Genomic DNA, 16143 nt, shown 5'->3' with positions numbered 1-16143 from the left:
CCTCACCTTATAAAGCCGGCCTTTCTCGGTGCTCTGGTTTTGACCAGTTTGCCCGCTTGGACGGCAACCAGACTTGAGTTAACCGGCGCGATTGATGCGGCCATCGAGAACGATCCGTGGCTGCGTCAGAGTGTGCAGATGCAAGATGCTCTGTTGGAAGAAGCTGTTGCCGATGGGGCACTCCCGGACCCCCGGATGACGCTTGGTGCCGCGAATTTGCCCACGGATACTTTCGATACCGGACAGGAGGCAATGACTCAGGCCACCATTGGATTTACCCAGCAAATTCCGCGAGGTGATAGCCGTCAGCTGGCCAGTGAAAAAAAGCAGGAAATGGCAGGCGTTCAGCCTTTTCGGCGCGAGAACCGCCGGGCGCAGGTCATGGAATCGGTAGCGCATCTCTGGCTTGAGGTCTGGCGAACCCAGCAAAGCATCGAACTGATTGAAGATAATCGTGCTCTGTTTCAGCAGTTAGAGGATGTCGCCGAGGCCGGGTATACCTCAGCAAGCATAGGTTCCAGGCAGCAGGATGTAATCCGTGCCTCGCTGGAACTGACGCGACTTGAGGACCGGCTGACGGTGCTGCATTTGCAACAGGCATCGAACCGCGAGGCGCTGGCAGAGTGGATAGGCCCGGACCAAGCCAAGCTGGCTGTCAGTAAAGATGTACCCAACGAGTTGCTGAGAGTGTTTCCTCTGGGCTGGGCTGAAACATCCGCAGAGGCACTGATCCGTCATCCGTCAATCCGCGCGACTGATCAGTTGATTGATGCCCAGAGTGTTGACGTTGACCTGGCTCGCCAGGCCTACAAGCCGGAATGGTCAGTATCTGCACAATATGGATACAGGGAGCGGGCACCAAACGGTCAGGACAGGGCCGACCTGTTTTCTGTAGGCATTGGCTTTGATCTCCCGATCTTTACAGGCAACCGGCAGGATCGAAAACTGAATGCATCAGTGGCGCGACTGGAGGCGGCAAAAACAGAACGTATTTTGCAGATCCGGGGACTTCAGGCCAAAGCCCGTGCGGCCGTGGCCCGGATCGAACGACTGGATGACCGCATAGAGCTCTATGAACAGACCCTGCTGCCGCAAATGGAGGCGCAGGCAAGCGCAGCATTGACTGCTTACAACAACGATGACGGCGACTTCGCCGAAGCGGTACGAGCGCGAATTGCAGAGCTTAATACCCAGGTTGAATTGATACAGATGATGGCCGAGCGGGCCAAGAATCTGGCGAGTTTCCGTTATCTGACGTCCGACACTTCCGACATACCTTCCTTTTCACTGAATCGTTACCAGGACTGACCATCATGGCTAATTTTGCTCGCCCTTTGGGCTTTGTATTGCTCGGCGGCCTCGCCGGTGCAGGGGCCACGTACTGGCTTGACACTGGCGCGACTTCGACGCCTGCAGCTGAAATGGCCGCTTCTGGCCCAAAGGAGCCGCTGTATTGGGTAGCCCCGATGGACCCCAATTTCAAAAGTGACAAACCCGGAAAATCCCCGATGGGGATGGATCTGATCCCGGTATACGAGGAGGGTGGGTCAGCTGAGGATCCAGCCGGCACGGTCCGAATTTCACCAACGGTCGTCAACAACCTTGGGGTTCGAACGGAGCCGGTGATTCAGGGGCGCCTGCCTAACAACATTACTACCGTAGGCTACGTGCAGTACAACGAAGACGAGATGGCCCACGTGCACCCTCGTGTTGAAGGCTGGATCGAAGCGCTTTATGTCAAAGCCGAGGGCGAGCCTGTTGAGCAAGGCAAGCCTTTGTACACGCTGTACTCGCCCACCCTTGTGAATGCGCAGGAAGAACTGCTTCTCGCGATGAACCGTGGCAATCAGAGACTGGTTGATGCTGCTACCGAGCGATTGTTGGCGCTGAACGTACCGGCTAGTCTGATCAGCCAACTGCGCCAGAAGCGCGAAGTCCAGAGAACCATGACGGTTTACGCTCCGGGTTCCGGGGTGATCGAGAATCTGAATGTTCGTGAGGGTATGTTCATCAAGCCCGGAAACCGGGTTTTATCGATTGCCGCACTGGATGAGGTCTGGGTGATCGGCGAAGTGTTTGAAAGCCAGCTTTCCGCCGTAGAGGCTGGTAATCGGGTACAGATGACGCTGGATTACATGCCCGGTCGCGAGTGGCGCGGAAACGTGGATTACGTCTACCCCGAAGTGAACCCGAAAACCCGGACGGCGCAAGTGCGGATGCGCTTTGATAACGATGATGGTGTTCTGATGCCAGGCATGTTCGCTCGCCTGGATGTTCAGGGCGAACGGGGACAGCGGCAGTTTCTGGTGCCACGGGAGTCGGTCATCCGCACCGGACAGAGCGATCGACTGGTTCTGTCGATGGAAGAGGGCGCCTTCAAGTCGGTTAACGTGAACGTTGGGCGCGTCGGCGACAAGTATGCGGAAATACTCAATGGCCTCTCGCCAGGCGACACGGTGGTCACATCCGCCCAGTTCCTAATCGATTCGGAATCCAGCAAAACCTCGGACTTCCAACGGATGTCATCGCCTCAGGATATGGATGAGCAGGGGATGGATCATGAAGGCATGGATCACAGCACCATGAGCCATGGCGGAGGCGAGTCATGATTGCCGCTATTATTCACTGGTCTATTCGTAACCGCTTCCTGGTGTTGCTGGCGACGTTGCTTATCACAGGGCTCGGCCTTTATTCGCTGAAACAAACGCCGGTGGATGCTCTGCCGGATCTGTCCGATGTGCAGGTCATTATCAAAACCAGTTTCCCGGGCCAGGCGCCGCAGGTGGTGGAAGACCAAGTGACCTACCCGATGACGACAGCCATGCTCTCGGTACCGGGCGCGAAAACGGTCAGGGGATACTCGTTCTTCGGTGACTCCTATGTTTACGTGATCTTCGATGAAGACACCGACATGTACTGGGCCCGCTCCCGGGTACTGGAATACCTGTCCCAGGTTGCGCCCAGCCTTCCAGACTCTGCAAGGCCTCAGCTCGGGCCAGACGCTACCGGAGTTGGCTGGGTTTACCTGTATGCGCTGGTAGACCGCACTGGGAACCAGGACCTAAGCCAGTTGCGCAGCCTGCAGGACTGGTTCCTGAAGTACGAACTGCAAACGGTGCCGGGTGTCTCTGAGGTGGCTGCGCTAGGCGGTATGGTGAAGCAGTACCAGGTCAAGGTCAGCCCGGAAAAACTCAGGGCGCTGGGAATTCCTCTGGCTCACATCCAGAACGCCATCAAGAGAGGCAACCAGGAAGTGGGCGCCTCCGTCATCGAGATGGCCGAGGCGGAATACATGGTGCGCACGTCTGGCTATATAAAATCCCGTGAGGATCTTCTGTCGATTCCATTAGGACTCGATGACAACGGTACCCCCATATTGCTGAAAGATGTGGCCACCGTTGAAGTTGGCCCGCAGATGCGGCGTGGGGTTGCCGAACTGAATGGGGAAGGTGAAACCGTCGGCGGTGTTGTGGTGATGCGCTTTGGTGAGAACGCTCAGGCAACCATTAATGGCGTGAAGGCGAAACTGGAAGACCTGAAATCCAGTTTGCCTGAAGGCGTCGAGGTGGTGACGGTTTACGATCGCTCTGGTCTGATTGAGCGGGCGGTCAATAATCTCGGCTTCAAGCTGCTTGAAGAGTTTCTGGTGGTGGGCCTGGTGTGCATCGTCTTCCTGTTCCACGTGCGCTCGTCGCTGGTGGCGATTCTCAGCCTTCCCGTGGGTATTCTGGCGGCCTTTATCGTCATGCACTGGCAAGGCATCAATGCCAACATCATGTCACTCGGGGGGATTGCCATCGCCATCGGCGCCATGATTGATGGTGCTATTGTAATGATCGAGAACATGCACAAACACATGGAGCGAACCCCGTTAACGTCTGAGAACCGATGGGAAGTCGTTGCACGGTCAGCCTCTGAGGTCGGGCCCGCGCTGTTTTTCTCGCTCCTGATCATTACCGTCAGTTTTGTGCCGGTGTTTGCCCTGGAGGCGCAGGAAGGGCGGATGTTTTCTCCCCTGGCGTTCACCAAAACCTACGCCATGGCGGCGAGTGCGGCCCTGGCGGTGACGCTGGTGCCGGTGCTGATGGGCTATTTCATTCGCGGCAAGGTGCTGCCGGAGCACAAGAACCCCGTGAACCGCCTGCTGGTTGGCGTTTATGTGCCGGTGCTGAAGCTGGTGTTACGCTTCCCGAAAACGACGGTTATTGTTGCGTTGCTGGCATTGGCTGTGGGCCTTTGGCCAGCCACCAAAATCGGCAGTGAATTCATCCCGCCACTGGATGAAGGCGACCTGATGTACATGCCCACCACCTACCCGGGTATCTCCATTGGTAAGGCTCGGGAACTGTTGCAGCAAACGGACAAGCTGATTGCCACCGTACCCGAAGTCGAAACCGTGTTCGGCAAAGTGGGGCGGGCGGATACCGCTACCGATCCGGCTCCATTGACGATGATCGAGACCTTCATCCAGCTCAAGCCGAGGGATCAATGGCGGGAAGGCATGACCACCGAAAAGCTGAAGCAGGAGCTCAATACTCTGATTCGGTTCCCGGGGGTAACCAATGCCTGGGTTATGCCGATCATCACGCGCATCGATATGCTGGCAACGGGTATTAAAACGCCGGTGGGCATCAAGATTGCCGGTCCGGACCTTACCGTCATCCAGAACATCGGTAAACGCCTTGAGGAAGTCATGGTCGACATCCCCGGTACAGCCTCCGTTTACTCTGAGCGAGTCGCTGGGGGCCGCTACATCAAGGTGGATATTGATCGTGAGCGTGCCGCTCGTTATGGGCTGAATATCGCTGATGTTCAGCAGGTAGTGGCCTCCGCTATTGGTGGAATCAACGTTTCCAGAACCATCGAGGGACTTGAGCGGTATCCCATTAATCTTCGTTATCCGGAAGACTACCGGGATTCGCCCGAGAAGCTGGAGCAACTGCCCATCGTGACCGCATCCGGCCAGCGCATTGCCCTGGCAGATGTGGCGGAGATCGGCGTGGAGGATGGCCCGCCGGCCATTAAGAGTGAGAATGCCCGCCTGAACGGCTGGACCTTTGTGGATATTGAGGGTGTCGACGTAGGCACCTATGTTGAACAGGCCATGGTTACCGTGAGTGAAGAGCTGGATCTACCTCCCGGTTATTCAATCAACTGGTCTGGTCAGTATGAGTACATGCTCCGTGCGAAGGAAAAACTGACCTATGTGGTGCCGTTAACGCTGGCCATCATCGTCATCCTGCTGTTTCTTAACTTCCGCCGTTTTGCCGAAGTGGGGATTATTATGGGCACGCTACCGTTTGCGATGATCGGTGCTATCTGGCTGATGTATCTGCTTGGTTATAATTTTTCGGTAGCCGTCGGTGTCGGTTTCATTGCGCTGGCCGGCGTTGCGGTAGAGATTGGGGTGATCATGCTGGTGTATTTGAATCAGGCTTATAACGCAATGCTGGAAACGTGTGATGACAAAGGGCTGACGCCAAGGCGAGAAACCCTCCGCCATGCCGTACTACACGGTGCCGGTATGCGGGTTCGGCCAATCATGATGACGGCGGCCGCCATTATCGGGGGGCTTGTGCCCATTATGATTGGCACCGGTACAGGGTCGGAGGTGATGGGCCGGATTGCGGCACCTATGGTGGGCGGTATGATTTCCGCTGTCATTCTGGCGCTGCTGGTGATTCCTGTGCTCTTTTATCTCTGGAAACAGCGAACTCTTGGTGAGTAACGCCGATAGCAAGGTGCCAGGATTCAGCCTGGCACCTTGCTATCACGTCTTTACCGGTTATCACGATCATTCGCAGGGTGCCTACCCGTCTACTGCGCATATTCCAAAATCTATTTGCCTGAACGTTCGCTTTGCGACCGGAGTGGCCAATTCATGGTGCCGAACTGCGGCCAACTTCTGATGACGTTACCAAACCGCCTAGCTAGGCTTGGTCGTCTATACTCAACAAAGGCGTGTGAATAAAGGGGGAGCTATGATGCGTTATCTTACGGTTCTGTTATTCACGGTGTTTTTTGCAAGCAGCGTTTTCGCCAGCCATTGTCCTACGCTGGTGCACAAGATTGATGAACAACTGAAGATGGTTCAACTGGACAGTGCAACGGAAACTCGGATCAAGGAACTTCGGGATAGGGGGCAGTCGCTGCACAACCAGGGTAAGCATGGTGAGTCTGTAAAGGTGCTTAATAAAGCGATTGATGAGCTGGACGCTGCGATGTAACAGTTCCAGTACTCTTGGCCAGTTCGCGTCCGCCTGCTGAATGAGTCTTTCGAGGTCTACCAGCTTTAGGTTTTGAAGTGTCTGGTTGTAGTTCAGGAGCAGGCGGTCGTCGTTGTTGCCTACATGTTATGGGGCCGCAGCTTTCGCGTTGCTTGATTTCTCTTCTTATGCCCTGATTATTCCTTCAACTAACCCATCAGAGGCAGATGCATTATGACTGACGTTCGACACCTGGTGTGCCCCCATTGCCACAAAGCGAACCGTGTACCGGCCGAGAAGTTGTCATCCGGCGGCAATTGTGGCGCCTGTAAACAACCGCTGTGGCCGGATCAGATTCTGGAGCTGACGGACCAGAGTTTTGCCGCACACACGAAACGCAGCGATGTGCCTGTGCTGGTGGACTTCTGGGCCAGTTGGTGTGGCCCGTGTAAAGCGATGGCCCCCCAGTTCGAGCAGGCCGCGAAAGACTGGCGTGGGAAAGTGCGGTTTGCCAAGCTGAACACCGAACAAGCGCCTGGGCCGGCCGGTCAGTTCGCGATTCGCAGCATACCCACCCTGATTTTGTTTCAGAACGGCCGGGAAGTCGCCCGCCAAAGCGGTGCCATGAATCAAGCGCAGATTAACCAGTGGCTGCAATCGAACGGTATCCGTTAAATATTCTTAACCTGTTGAAATATAAATAAAAGGTAAGGGCGTGCTCTAGTGTGCTTCTGATAATCTCGAATGGTTCAAAATTGACAAGTGCCTGATGGGGCGATGGAGAAAATGCTCTTCTGCCCGTCATATTGGGCGGGTCAGACCACCCGAACCAGGGGATTTACATCATGAACATGAAATCACTGCTCGTATTTTTGTCTCTGAGTGCTGCCTCATTGGGAGCCGTTGCCGATGACACCGCCGATGCCGCGCTGGGTGGCGGTATTGGAGGAGCAATTGGAGCTGCCATCGGCAACGAGGTAGGTGGCAAAGATGGCGCTATTTTCGGCGGCGCCGTAGGTGCGGCAACGGGAGCAGCCATTACCACCAAAGACCACAGAGAACACGATCGCGATTATGATCGCCGTCGTTATGACTACGACGATCGTGGATCTCACCGGAAGTCTCGTGGCCATTTCTGCCCACCGGGTCAAGCCAAAAAAGGCAACTGCTGAAATGCGAACAGCCTGCTATTTGATCTGTGTGTCCCGTCCTAAACTAAGTTGACGGTTTTAACATCAATTTCCCCGAGCCCCCATAGTACGGGGCTTTTGAGTGGTTAATCCGAGGTTCCCAACACAGTTATCCACAGCTTTTGTGAGTAAAGTTCGTGGCAGTTTTGAGTTTGGCGGCCCGGATCGATGAGCTGGGCGCTACGAGGTCACTATTCCAGAACGCTTGGCCAATTGGCGTTCGCCTGCTGAATGAACCCATCGGGATTCTTCAGCCATCGGTCCTGTATGGACTGACTGTAGTTTAGGTACAGGCGGTCGTCCCGGATGGTCCAGTGTTGTGGGTCACCTTTAGCCAGATAGCCTTGGGCGACTGCCCAGGCACAGTAACCGCCATAGGCCGGAGCGAAGTATTCGGGGTTGGCCTCGAAACGCGCCAGGTTTTCTGCATTTGCGAATCGCCAGGTCGCACCTTGATACTCGGTGGTGTAATCGCCCGAGCCTTTTGTGGCTTTTCCCGTCTCGAAGTAGCTCACCGTGTCGTAGCCGCCTGCGCCCGTATTGCTCAGCAAGCCCGTGTAAACGGCAGGTTCGGCCGCCAATGCGCCAGTGGCCACGCAGAGTACGAAGGTGAAGAGTGCCAGTCGTTTGGTCATGTCGGTGTCCTCGAAGGGCGGGAGGCTTTGCCCGTGCGGCGCATTTATCTTCCCGGTTGTTCGTTTTGACCGGCAGCGGCTTGGCATGTTCCCGATCTTGGCCATACTGCCCCTGCTGAGACGGATTCTCTATATCCATATAGCCTTCGCATATAGGCCAATTTTGCATCAACTCTCCCGAAGCCTTGCGCCACAAGGCTTATGCCGGTTTAACCCTAGCTTCCCAACAATGTTATCCACAGCTTCTGTGAGTAACGTACGTGGGAATACAGGTTTACCCATAGCCCGGTGCTGACCAGAATCCCCCGCCTAACGTATTTAATCGCTTGCTCATTAACGGGCCAGGGTTTAACGGGAGCCCCTATGAAAGCTGTACTGGATGTTTATTTGAAGTCTTCGCTGGTGCTGCGCATTGGTATTGCGCTGGTTCTGGGTTTGGTGGTTGGCCTTGTCGGCGGCCCCGTGGTGGCCGAATGGTTGAATCCGCTCGGGGAACTGCTGCTGAAGTTGTTGAAGTTTCTGATCGTGCCGATTGTGCTGTTTACCCTGATGGTGGGCATCAACCAGGCCAACCTTTCCAGCATGGGCCGCGTGGGCCGGAAGCTGCTGGGTTTCTATGTGCTGACGTCGGCGCTGGCCATTGCGGTGGGGCTGGTAGTGGCTTCCTTCTTCGAACCCGGTAGTGGTCTGGAATTATCGTCGTCTGCCACCGTTGAGGTGCCGGAGAACCCGGGCTTTGTTCAGGTGCTGTTGAACATTGTGCCCGCCAATATTGTGGAGGCCTTCGCCGAGCCGAACCTACTGGGAATTATTTTCACCGCGATTGTGTTTGGTGTGGCCCTGCTGAAGCTGCGGGAGTCTGCAGCTCACCGGGAAGCCGCAGACAAGGTGTACGACGTGGTGTCTGGCCTGAACGATGTCACCATGAAGGTGATGTCTGGGGTTCTTCAGTATGTGCCGATTGGTGTGTTTGCGATTGTTGCCAGTACCGCCGGTGAGCAGGGTATGGCCACGATACTGGCGCTGGGCGATATGGTTATAGTGCTGTACATCGCTTTGGCGGTGCAGCTGGTGGTCTACGGGGTTTTGATGCGCCTGAATGGTGTTAGCCTGGCGGGCTTCATTCGTGAGGCTCGGGCACCGGTGGCCACGGCCTTTGCCACCCAGAGCAGTTCCGGGACGCTGCCACTGACGTTGAACGCGGCCCGGCGTATGGGAATTCCCCAGCGCATCTACGGTTTCAGCTTGCCGCTGGGGGCTACCATCAATATGGACGGCGCGGCGATCCGCATTGCCATTTCCGCTGTGTTTGCGGCCAATGTGGTGGGGGTGCCACTGGACTTCGTCACCATGCTGGAAATTGTGCTGATCGGCACTTTGGCGTCTATCGGCACCGCGGGTGTGCCGGGGGCGGGTATTGTGATGATTGCCACGGTGTTTGCCCAAGTGGGGCTGCCGATTGAAACCGTGGCCTTGCTGGTATCGATTGACGCACTCGTGGGTATGGGGGCGACCGCAATGAATGTCACCGGGGACCTGGTGGTTACCTCGGTGATTGGCCGTTCTGAGGAGAAGCATGAGTCGGTGCCGGAAAGCTCGATGGAGCTGGAGCAGCAGTTGTCTTAGGGCGCTGATGCCACAGCTGGTTATAATGCCGTACTTTTAACCGTTGCAGAGAATCTTATGCAAATCGAAAAGAATAAAGTGGTGTTGTTCCACTACAGCGTGCGTGATGAGCAAGACACCGTTGTTGAAACCTCCCGCGGCGGCCAGCCGAATGCCTATCTGCATGGTCACGGTGGTGTTATTCAGGGGCTGGAAGAAGCTCTGGAAGGCCGCGAGGCAGGCGAGGTTTTCAGCGTAACCATCGCGCCAGAGAAAGCCTACGGCCCCCGCAAGCCAGATGCCATTCAGCGAGTGCCGGTGAAGCATTTGATGGGTGCCAAGCGCTGGAAGAAAGGCATGGTTGCTCAAGTTCAAACCGAGCAGGGCCCGCGCCATGTGGTGGTTGCTAAGGTTGGCCTCAAGTTTGCGGATGTGGACACCAACCACCCGATGGCGGGCAGAACCCTGACCTTTGATATCGAGATTATTGAAGTGCGCGATGCCGATGCCGAAGAGATCGCACACGGCCACGCCCATGGGCCGGGTGGTCATCACTGAGGCGTGCGCAAGCTGTAACCTCGTTGCCAAGGCCTCTTTAGCAGACTAGATTAAAGAGTCGGGGGAAGTGAACGAGGCAAGGTAGATGAAAGCGTTCTGTTTGATCATTGCTTACCTTGTTGCTGTCACCTTTCCATTGATTTTGTCTGCGTTGGTCGGCGGGCCGCCTCGCCAGTTTCACCAGGAACTGGCGTCTGGCCTTGGCATACTGGCTTTCTCCATGGTGCTCATGGAGTTCATTCTGTCGGGACGTTTCAAGGTCATTTCGAACGGCGTCGGGATGGACGTCACCATGCGGTTGCACCAGATGATGGCGCGCACCGCATTGGTGTTCGCGCTGCTGCATCCGTTTCTCTACCAAGGAACGCCATCGGGCGGGCCGCGCCCTTGGGATCCAGCCCGTGCATTGACGCTGACCACCGATTTTTCGGCTCTGGCATCCGGCATTGCCGCTTTTCTGCTGCTTCCAACCCTTGCGCTACTGGCCATCGGGCGTACCCAACTGGACTTCAAATACGAGACCTGGCGACTTTTGCACGGCATAGGCGCGCTCTTGATTGCGGTGTTGTTGTTGCATCACACCGTTTCGGCCGGGCGGTACGGTTCACAGCCTGTGATGACCTGGGTGTGGCTGGCCATGACAGGAGTGGCTGTCGGGTCGTTACTCAGCGTTTACCTGCTGGTGCCCCTTCTGCAGAAGGCACGGCCCTGGCGCGTGACTTCCGTGACTCAATTGACATCAGAGCAGTGGGAATTGACTGTAAAACCGGAGGGTCATCGTGGTTTAGATTATAAAGCAGGGCAGTTCGTCTGGCTGAATGTGGGCCATAGCCCGTTCTCGATGAAAGAGAATCCGTTTTCCATTTGCTCGGCACCGGCAAGTGGCTCGGAGATAACCTTTATGATCCGAGAGCTGGGCGATTTCACACGAACCATCGGCCAGATAAAACCCGGAACCGTTGCGTATCTTGATGGTCCCTATGGCAATCTTTCCGTGGAGGGGCGTGATGAGCCCGGGATCGCGCTTATTGCCGGTGGCGTTGGCTTGGCTCCGCTGCTGAGTATACTCAGACAACTGCGGCTGAGTGGCGATGCGCGTAAGGTGAGGGTGCTCTATGGCAATCGGGTGGTTGATCAGGTTGCTAATCGCGACGAGCTGAATGCGGGCGATGTGGTTTATGTGCTGTCAGAACCGCCAGAAGCCTGGCCCGGAGAGAAAGGCCTTATCGATGCCGCGCTGCTGGATCGGGTGTTTTCAGAGACGGAGTTCAGCGAGTGGCTGTTCGTGATGTGCGGCCCGAGGGGCATGATGGATGGCGTTGAAGATCACCTGATGAGTAGGGGCACGCCCTCGCACCGTATCCTGTCGGAGCGCTTTAACTATGACTAATCCCTTCAAACGCTTGAGCCCGCGAGGGCGGGTGTCTATGACCATCTGGGCGCTGAATATTACACTGTGCTTTGCTCTTCTTTTTTTCGTGCTGCGGTAATCGATGGCTTGAGATAAACCGGGAACGCTCTATTCCTCCTGTGCCATGTCATCCGCCGACCGCATTTTCATTTTATCTTTCTTTTTCATATCGGAGTGGCCGTCTTTTTTCGTGTCCATTTCGTCAGCTTTGCCGGTTGGGTCGCCGGTATTGTATTTCGACTTTTTGGACTCCTCGTGTCGCTCAGAGTTCTGCTTTCCCTGTTTCGCGTGGTTATCCATATCCTGCTCACCCAAGTCCTTGTTCTCATTGCCGTGATGGGCAGCGAGCAAGGCGGTTGAGCCCAAGGCGATGAACGGTGTGATCAGGGCATAAAATGCGAGTGCATGGAGCTTTTTCATAGAACCCTCCTTCGTATAAGATGTTCCGCGCGGACGAAGTGTCCTCTATGCGCGTTTCGTCATATGGAGTCCGGGATGATCTCTTGAGTTAAGCCCAGGAAACGGTGCTTATCAACTCGGGATAATTACGTTGCTCGTTATGTGGCCCTAGTGGACACTACTAAAAGGTTAAACTCTGTTGTGTATAAGCTTAACGTTCTGGTAGTTCTATCCCTGTTGATCATGGCCGGCTGCACCAACATCGCCAAAGATGCGGCCAGAACAATTCATCCGGCATCGTCTTCGTCTTTGACGACAGACACATTGTTCTCCGTCACCAGTGAGTTCTTATCGGGGAAGGGCTATCAGTGTGACAGCCACCATGACCCCAGTGCTCTTCGTTGCACGAAAGAACTTCGTGATCTTTATATCCATCAGACCCAAGCGGTGGTGCAGATCTATCCCCGGGATGAAACTTACCCCCATACCCTGGTGACTAGCCGATGGGATGAAGGGCTGATTCCGGGCGAGTTTATTTCCAGTGAGTTCACCAATCCTGACGTGAAGGCATTTTGTGAGTATCTGCAAGCGCAGGCGTTGGGCAGTTGCCGGATGATCAAATAGTAAAAGGAATGGCTAATGGCTTTAGGTTGGGTAGTAGCGGGCACGATTGGCCAGTTTCTTCTGGCATTCATGATGTTTATGCTGGTGGTGTTCGCTTTCAGTGCTGTTGGCAACACTCACCGGATCTCGCCGTTTAATTCGTCGGTGTTGGATTCGGCCATGTACTCCGTGCCCGCAAGCTGCATAGTCAGTGCCATCGTTGTGATTGTGTTGTATCGCATGGGCGCGGGAAAGCTGGCGTACCTTTGGTACACGGCTCCGTTGGTTTTGTTTTCGGGGTATTTGGTTTACATCAAGCTGTTTGTTGAGCCGGATTCCAATCTGTAATTCCTCACGTCGAACCGCCGCAGAGAGAGTTCTGGCCATTCAACGATTAAGCCCATGCCGATGAACGTTCCCTTCAAACTGCGCCCGTACCAGCAAGAAGCTGTCGAGGCCACGCTGAAGCATTTCCGTAAATCGGATGAATCTGCGGTGATCGTACTGCCCACCGGTGCGGGTAAAAGCCTGGTGATTGCCGAGTTGGCGCGCCTGGCTAAGCGCAAGATTCTGGTGCTGACCCATGTGAAGGAGCTGGTGGAGCAGAACCACGCCAAGTATGAGAGCTATGGGTTAACGGGCGGGATTTTTTCCGCCGGGCTGAAGCGCAAGGAAAACCGGCATCAGGTGACCTTTGCCAGTGTGCAGTCGGTGTCGGCGAATCTCGATCAGTTCAAAGATGAATACTCGCTGGTGATCATCGACGAATGCCATCGCGTAAGCGGGGAGGATACCAGCCAGTATCAACGCATCATTGAGTTGCTGAAGCAGCAGAACGATTCCCTCAAAGTGCTAGGGCTAACCGCCACGCCATACCGGTTGGCCATGGGCTGGATTTACCGCTATCACTACCGGGGCTTTGTGCGCAGTGAGCAAGACAAGCCCTTTGGGCATTGCATTTATGAGCTGCCGCTCAGCTATATGATCAATCGCGGGTATCTCACCAAACCCGAGCTGGTGAATGCTGCGGTGGCGCAATACGATTTCTCTGCGCTGGTGCAGGACCGTTTTGGCGAATACGCCGAGAAGGATGTCAACGAGCTACTGGGCAAACACCAGCGCGTGACACGCGCCATCATTGAACAGGTGATGGAGCTGGCGGCTGAACGCAGAGCGGTGATGATCTTCGCCGCCACGGTGGCACACGCGAAGGAGATCACGGGCTACTTGCCGGAACACGAAACTGCTCTGATTACCGGCGCGACCGAGTTGGCTGAGCGAGATTCGCTGATTCAGCGCTTCAAGCAGCGGCAGTTGAAGTATCTGGTGAATGTGTCGGTGCTCACTACGGGCTTCGATGCGCCTCATGTGGATTTCATCGCCATTCTTCGGCCTACCCAGTCGGTCAGCTTGTACCAGCAAATCGTTGGCCGTGGCCTCCGATTGGATGACGGTAAGCAGGATTGTCTGGTGATTGATTACGCGGGTAACAGCGTCAATTTGCATCACCCGGAAGTGGGCGAGAAAAAGCCGGATCCCGACAGCGAGCCGGTACAGGTGTTCTGCCCGGGTTGTGGGTTTGCCAATATTTTCTGGGGAAAAACCGACAGCGACGGTCGCGTTATTGAGCACTACGGTCGCCGCTGCCAGGGGCTGCTGGAGCCTGCGGACGAAGGTGAGTTGTCAGCGTTGGGCGAACGGCCCGAGCAATGCGATTATCGTTTCCGTTTCAAAGAGTGCCCGCACTGTGGTGCCGAGAACGACATTGCCGCCCGCAACTGCCATCAGTGCAAAGGCGCGATCATTGACCCGGACGACCAGCTTCGTGATGCGCTGAGACTCAAGAACGCCATGGTGATTCGCTGCGCGGGTGTGACCTCAGCGGCCAAGGGCAGTAAGCTCAAAATCACTTACCATGGTGAAGATGGCGAAGAGCTGAGCGAATCGTTCGATTTTGGCAAACCGGCGCAGCGCAGCGTGTTCAATAAGCTCTTTGGGCGGCGTTATGCGAATGGCCAGGCGCCCAAAGAATTCAGCAAAATCGAGGAAGTGGTTGAGCTGCAGGCTTTAATGCCAGCGCCGGATTTTGTGGTTGCCCGCAAGCACAAGCATTACTGGCAGGTGCAAGAACGCATTTTTGATTATCGGGGGCAGTATCGGAAAGCGAATGAGGTGTAGGATCGATCAACGAAATTTCAGTGGATGATCTGAAAACTCGTTCTAATATAAACACGAAAAGGCTCAGAGTGATTCGAGCGAGTTGAATTCACCAAGTGCGACACGCCTCGGAAAGCTCTTTATGTCTAGCCAATACAAGGAATGAAGGGCTACTGTTGTGACAAAGGTGATAACGGATTCGCTAAATATCAGTGCGGGAGAGTTTGAGGGTTATAACCGGCTCGTCACCATCTTGTACCGCTGCTTGCACACCAATCAAGGCTTTCAGCCTTTCTTTGATGAATTCCGAAAACAGTTCCGATGTCTTCAGGGTGGGATTCTGGGGCTGACCCGCGAACCTATGCAGATGGCCTACGGCTGGACCTTCGGATATCCGGACGGGTTCGAGCAATGGTTTTTAAACAGTGGCTTGGCCGAGCAAGACGACGCGCTGTTGCATTTCAGCGCGTTACCCCCTCGGCAGTTTGATTCGTTAGCCGGCTGCAATCCCGAGGTTGATATTCTGGATGTGGTTACCGGGGAAACCCGTGACTGGGTAAAGGCCGTAGGGCTTGGTGACAGTGCCGGTATGCTGGTCAGCGAGGGGCCCACCGCCAAGGTGGTGTTTCTGGCGAACCGTCATCGCGATGAAGGCCCTTATACCCAGGAAGAACTGACGCAGATGAACATGCTGGCGCCGCACATTGAAAATGCCGTCGGGTTGTTCCACAAGATTTATCAGTCAAGAACCCAGCACGAAACCTTGGCGATGGCGTTGGATCAGGTTGGCAAGCCGATGATCGTGCTCGATGAAATGGCTCGTGTAGTGTGCTGCAACGCCGCCGCGGATGCGTTACTGAGTTCTCACCCCCGTTTATTTGTGGCCGATCAAAGCGACTCCCGTTTACAAAGCCGGAATACTGGATTCAATCGACAACTTAATGACGCCATCCTGACGAGTATATTCAATGCCCGGGATGGTGTTCAGGATATGATTGCGCTGTTCGACCAGGCGGGCGATGAGCGCATAGCAATATGTGTGACACCATTATCCATGGAACAAGAAATTGACTCGCCGGAAACCCACGGCCAATACGGTGCATTGGTTGAGCTGGTTCCTTTCTCTGCAACACGAACACCGAATATCGGCAAACTCGAACGGATTTTTAACTGCACGCATGCGGAGGCGATTACGGCAGGGCACCTGATGCACGGGCTGAGTATCAAGGAGGCTGCTGAAGCTGAGGGATTGTCCGTGCATACCGTAAGAGGGTATGTAAAAAATCTGCTGGCGAAGAATGGTTATCGCCGCCAGGCGGAGCTGGTTGGTGCGTTGGTAAGAGCGATAGGCTAGCGGGAGCCCACATTCCGAGGTTGCT

At 55.2% G+C, this 16143-nt stretch carries 15 protein-coding genes; 13 read left to right on the top strand and 2 right to left on the bottom strand.

All coding sequences use genetic code 11. The annotated features are described in order from the left end of the window. The first annotated feature begins 39 nt into the window (after nucleotides 1-39). From Q9245_RS05190 to Q9245_RS05165, 6 genes are all read left to right on the top strand, one after another. Complete coding sequence (locus tag Q9245_RS05190) at nucleotides 40-1308, top strand: TolC family protein (RefSeq protein WP_227512601.1); 1269 nt, start codon at nucleotides 40-42, stop codon at nucleotides 1306-1308. Between the two features lie 5 nt (nucleotides 1309-1313). Then, on the top strand, nucleotides 1314-2609 hold the full coding sequence (locus tag Q9245_RS05185; protein ID WP_305896149.1) for an efflux RND transporter periplasmic adaptor subunit: 1296 nt from the start codon (nucleotides 1314-1316) through the stop codon (nucleotides 2607-2609). Further along, complete coding sequence (locus Q9245_RS05180) at nucleotides 2606-5728, top strand: efflux RND transporter permease subunit (RefSeq protein WP_305896148.1); 3123 nt, start codon at nucleotides 2606-2608, stop codon at nucleotides 5726-5728. The genes Q9245_RS05185 and Q9245_RS05180 overlap by 4 nt, the downstream gene beginning before the upstream one ends. 253 nt (nucleotides 5729-5981) lie before the next feature. Then, complete coding sequence (locus tag Q9245_RS05175; RefSeq protein WP_305896147.1) at nucleotides 5982-6227, top strand: hypothetical protein; 246 nt, start codon at nucleotides 5982-5984, stop codon at nucleotides 6225-6227. 213 nt (nucleotides 6228-6440) lie between these two features. Next, on the top strand, nucleotides 6441-6881 hold the full coding sequence (gene trxC, locus Q9245_RS05170; RefSeq protein WP_305896146.1) for a thioredoxin TrxC: 441 nt from the start codon (nucleotides 6441-6443) through the stop codon (nucleotides 6879-6881). A gap of 170 nt (nucleotides 6882-7051) precedes the next feature. Beyond that, nucleotides 7052-7378, top strand: coding sequence for a hypothetical protein (locus Q9245_RS05165; protein WP_305896145.1), 327 nt, complete (start codon nucleotides 7052-7054; stop codon nucleotides 7376-7378). Nucleotides 7379-7587: 209 nt separating this feature from the next. Here the strand turns inward: Q9245_RS05165 and Q9245_RS05160 are convergent, their stop codons facing one another. Further along, entirely contained in the window at nucleotides 7588-8031 is a 444-nt protein-coding gene (locus Q9245_RS05160) for a YHS domain-containing (seleno)protein (protein WP_305896144.1), read from the bottom strand. Between the two features lie 363 nt (nucleotides 8032-8394). Here Q9245_RS05160 and Q9245_RS05155 point away from each other — a divergent pair, with 363 nt between their 5' ends. From Q9245_RS05155 to Q9245_RS05145, 3 genes are all read left to right on the top strand, one after another. Next, entirely contained in the window at nucleotides 8395-9657 is a 1263-nt protein-coding gene (locus Q9245_RS05155) for a dicarboxylate/amino acid:cation symporter (protein WP_305896143.1), read from the top strand. 57 nt (nucleotides 9658-9714) lie between these two features. Then, nucleotides 9715-10194, top strand: coding sequence for a peptidylprolyl isomerase (locus Q9245_RS05150; protein WP_305896142.1), 480 nt, complete (start codon nucleotides 9715-9717; stop codon nucleotides 10192-10194). Nucleotides 10195-10279: 85 nt separating this feature from the next. After that, nucleotides 10280-11584 (top strand): ferredoxin reductase family protein, encoded by a 1305-nt coding sequence (locus Q9245_RS05145; protein WP_305896141.1) that lies wholly within the window; start codon nucleotides 10280-10282, stop codon nucleotides 11582-11584. A gap of 129 nt (nucleotides 11585-11713) precedes the next feature. Here the strand turns inward: Q9245_RS05145 and Q9245_RS05140 are convergent, their stop codons facing one another. Beyond that, nucleotides 11714-12025 (bottom strand): hypothetical protein, encoded by a 312-nt coding sequence (locus Q9245_RS05140; protein ID WP_305896140.1) that lies wholly within the window; start codon nucleotides 12023-12025, stop codon nucleotides 11714-11716. Between the two features lie 180 nt (nucleotides 12026-12205). Between Q9245_RS05140 and Q9245_RS05135 the strand changes: the two genes are divergently transcribed. The 4 genes from Q9245_RS05135 to Q9245_RS05120 all read left to right on the top strand — a co-directional run bounded on the left by Q9245_RS05135 (nucleotide 12206) and on the right by Q9245_RS05120 (nucleotide 16118). Beyond that, nucleotides 12206-12628 carry a hypothetical protein gene (locus tag Q9245_RS05135; RefSeq protein ID WP_305896139.1) on the top strand — a complete coding sequence of 141 codons (423 nt, stop codon included), beginning with the start codon at nucleotides 12206-12208 and terminating at the stop codon, nucleotides 12626-12628. 15 nt (nucleotides 12629-12643) lie between these two features. After that, nucleotides 12644-12955: a hypothetical protein gene (locus Q9245_RS05130; protein ID WP_305896138.1), complete on the top strand. Its 312-nt coding sequence runs from the start codon at nucleotides 12644-12646 to the stop codon at nucleotides 12953-12955. Nucleotides 12956-13015: 60 nt separating this feature from the next. Beyond that, a complete protein-coding gene (locus Q9245_RS05125) occupies nucleotides 13016-14785 on the top strand; it encodes a DEAD/DEAH box helicase (RefSeq protein WP_305897179.1) in 1770 nt (589 codons plus the stop codon). 157 nt (nucleotides 14786-14942) lie between these two features. Continuing rightward, on the top strand, nucleotides 14943-16118 hold the full coding sequence (locus tag Q9245_RS05120) for a helix-turn-helix transcriptional regulator (protein ID WP_305896137.1): 1176 nt from the start codon (nucleotides 14943-14945) through the stop codon (nucleotides 16116-16118). The last annotated feature ends 25 nt before the right edge of the window (nucleotides 16119-16143 follow it).

The organism is Marinobacter sp. MDS2 (assembly GCF_030718085.1).
GTDB lineage: Bacteria > Pseudomonadota > Gammaproteobacteria > Pseudomonadales > Oleiphilaceae > Marinobacter.
Note: the sequence above shows the minus strand (reverse complement) of the source record. Positions and strands in the feature narration are given on the sequence as shown.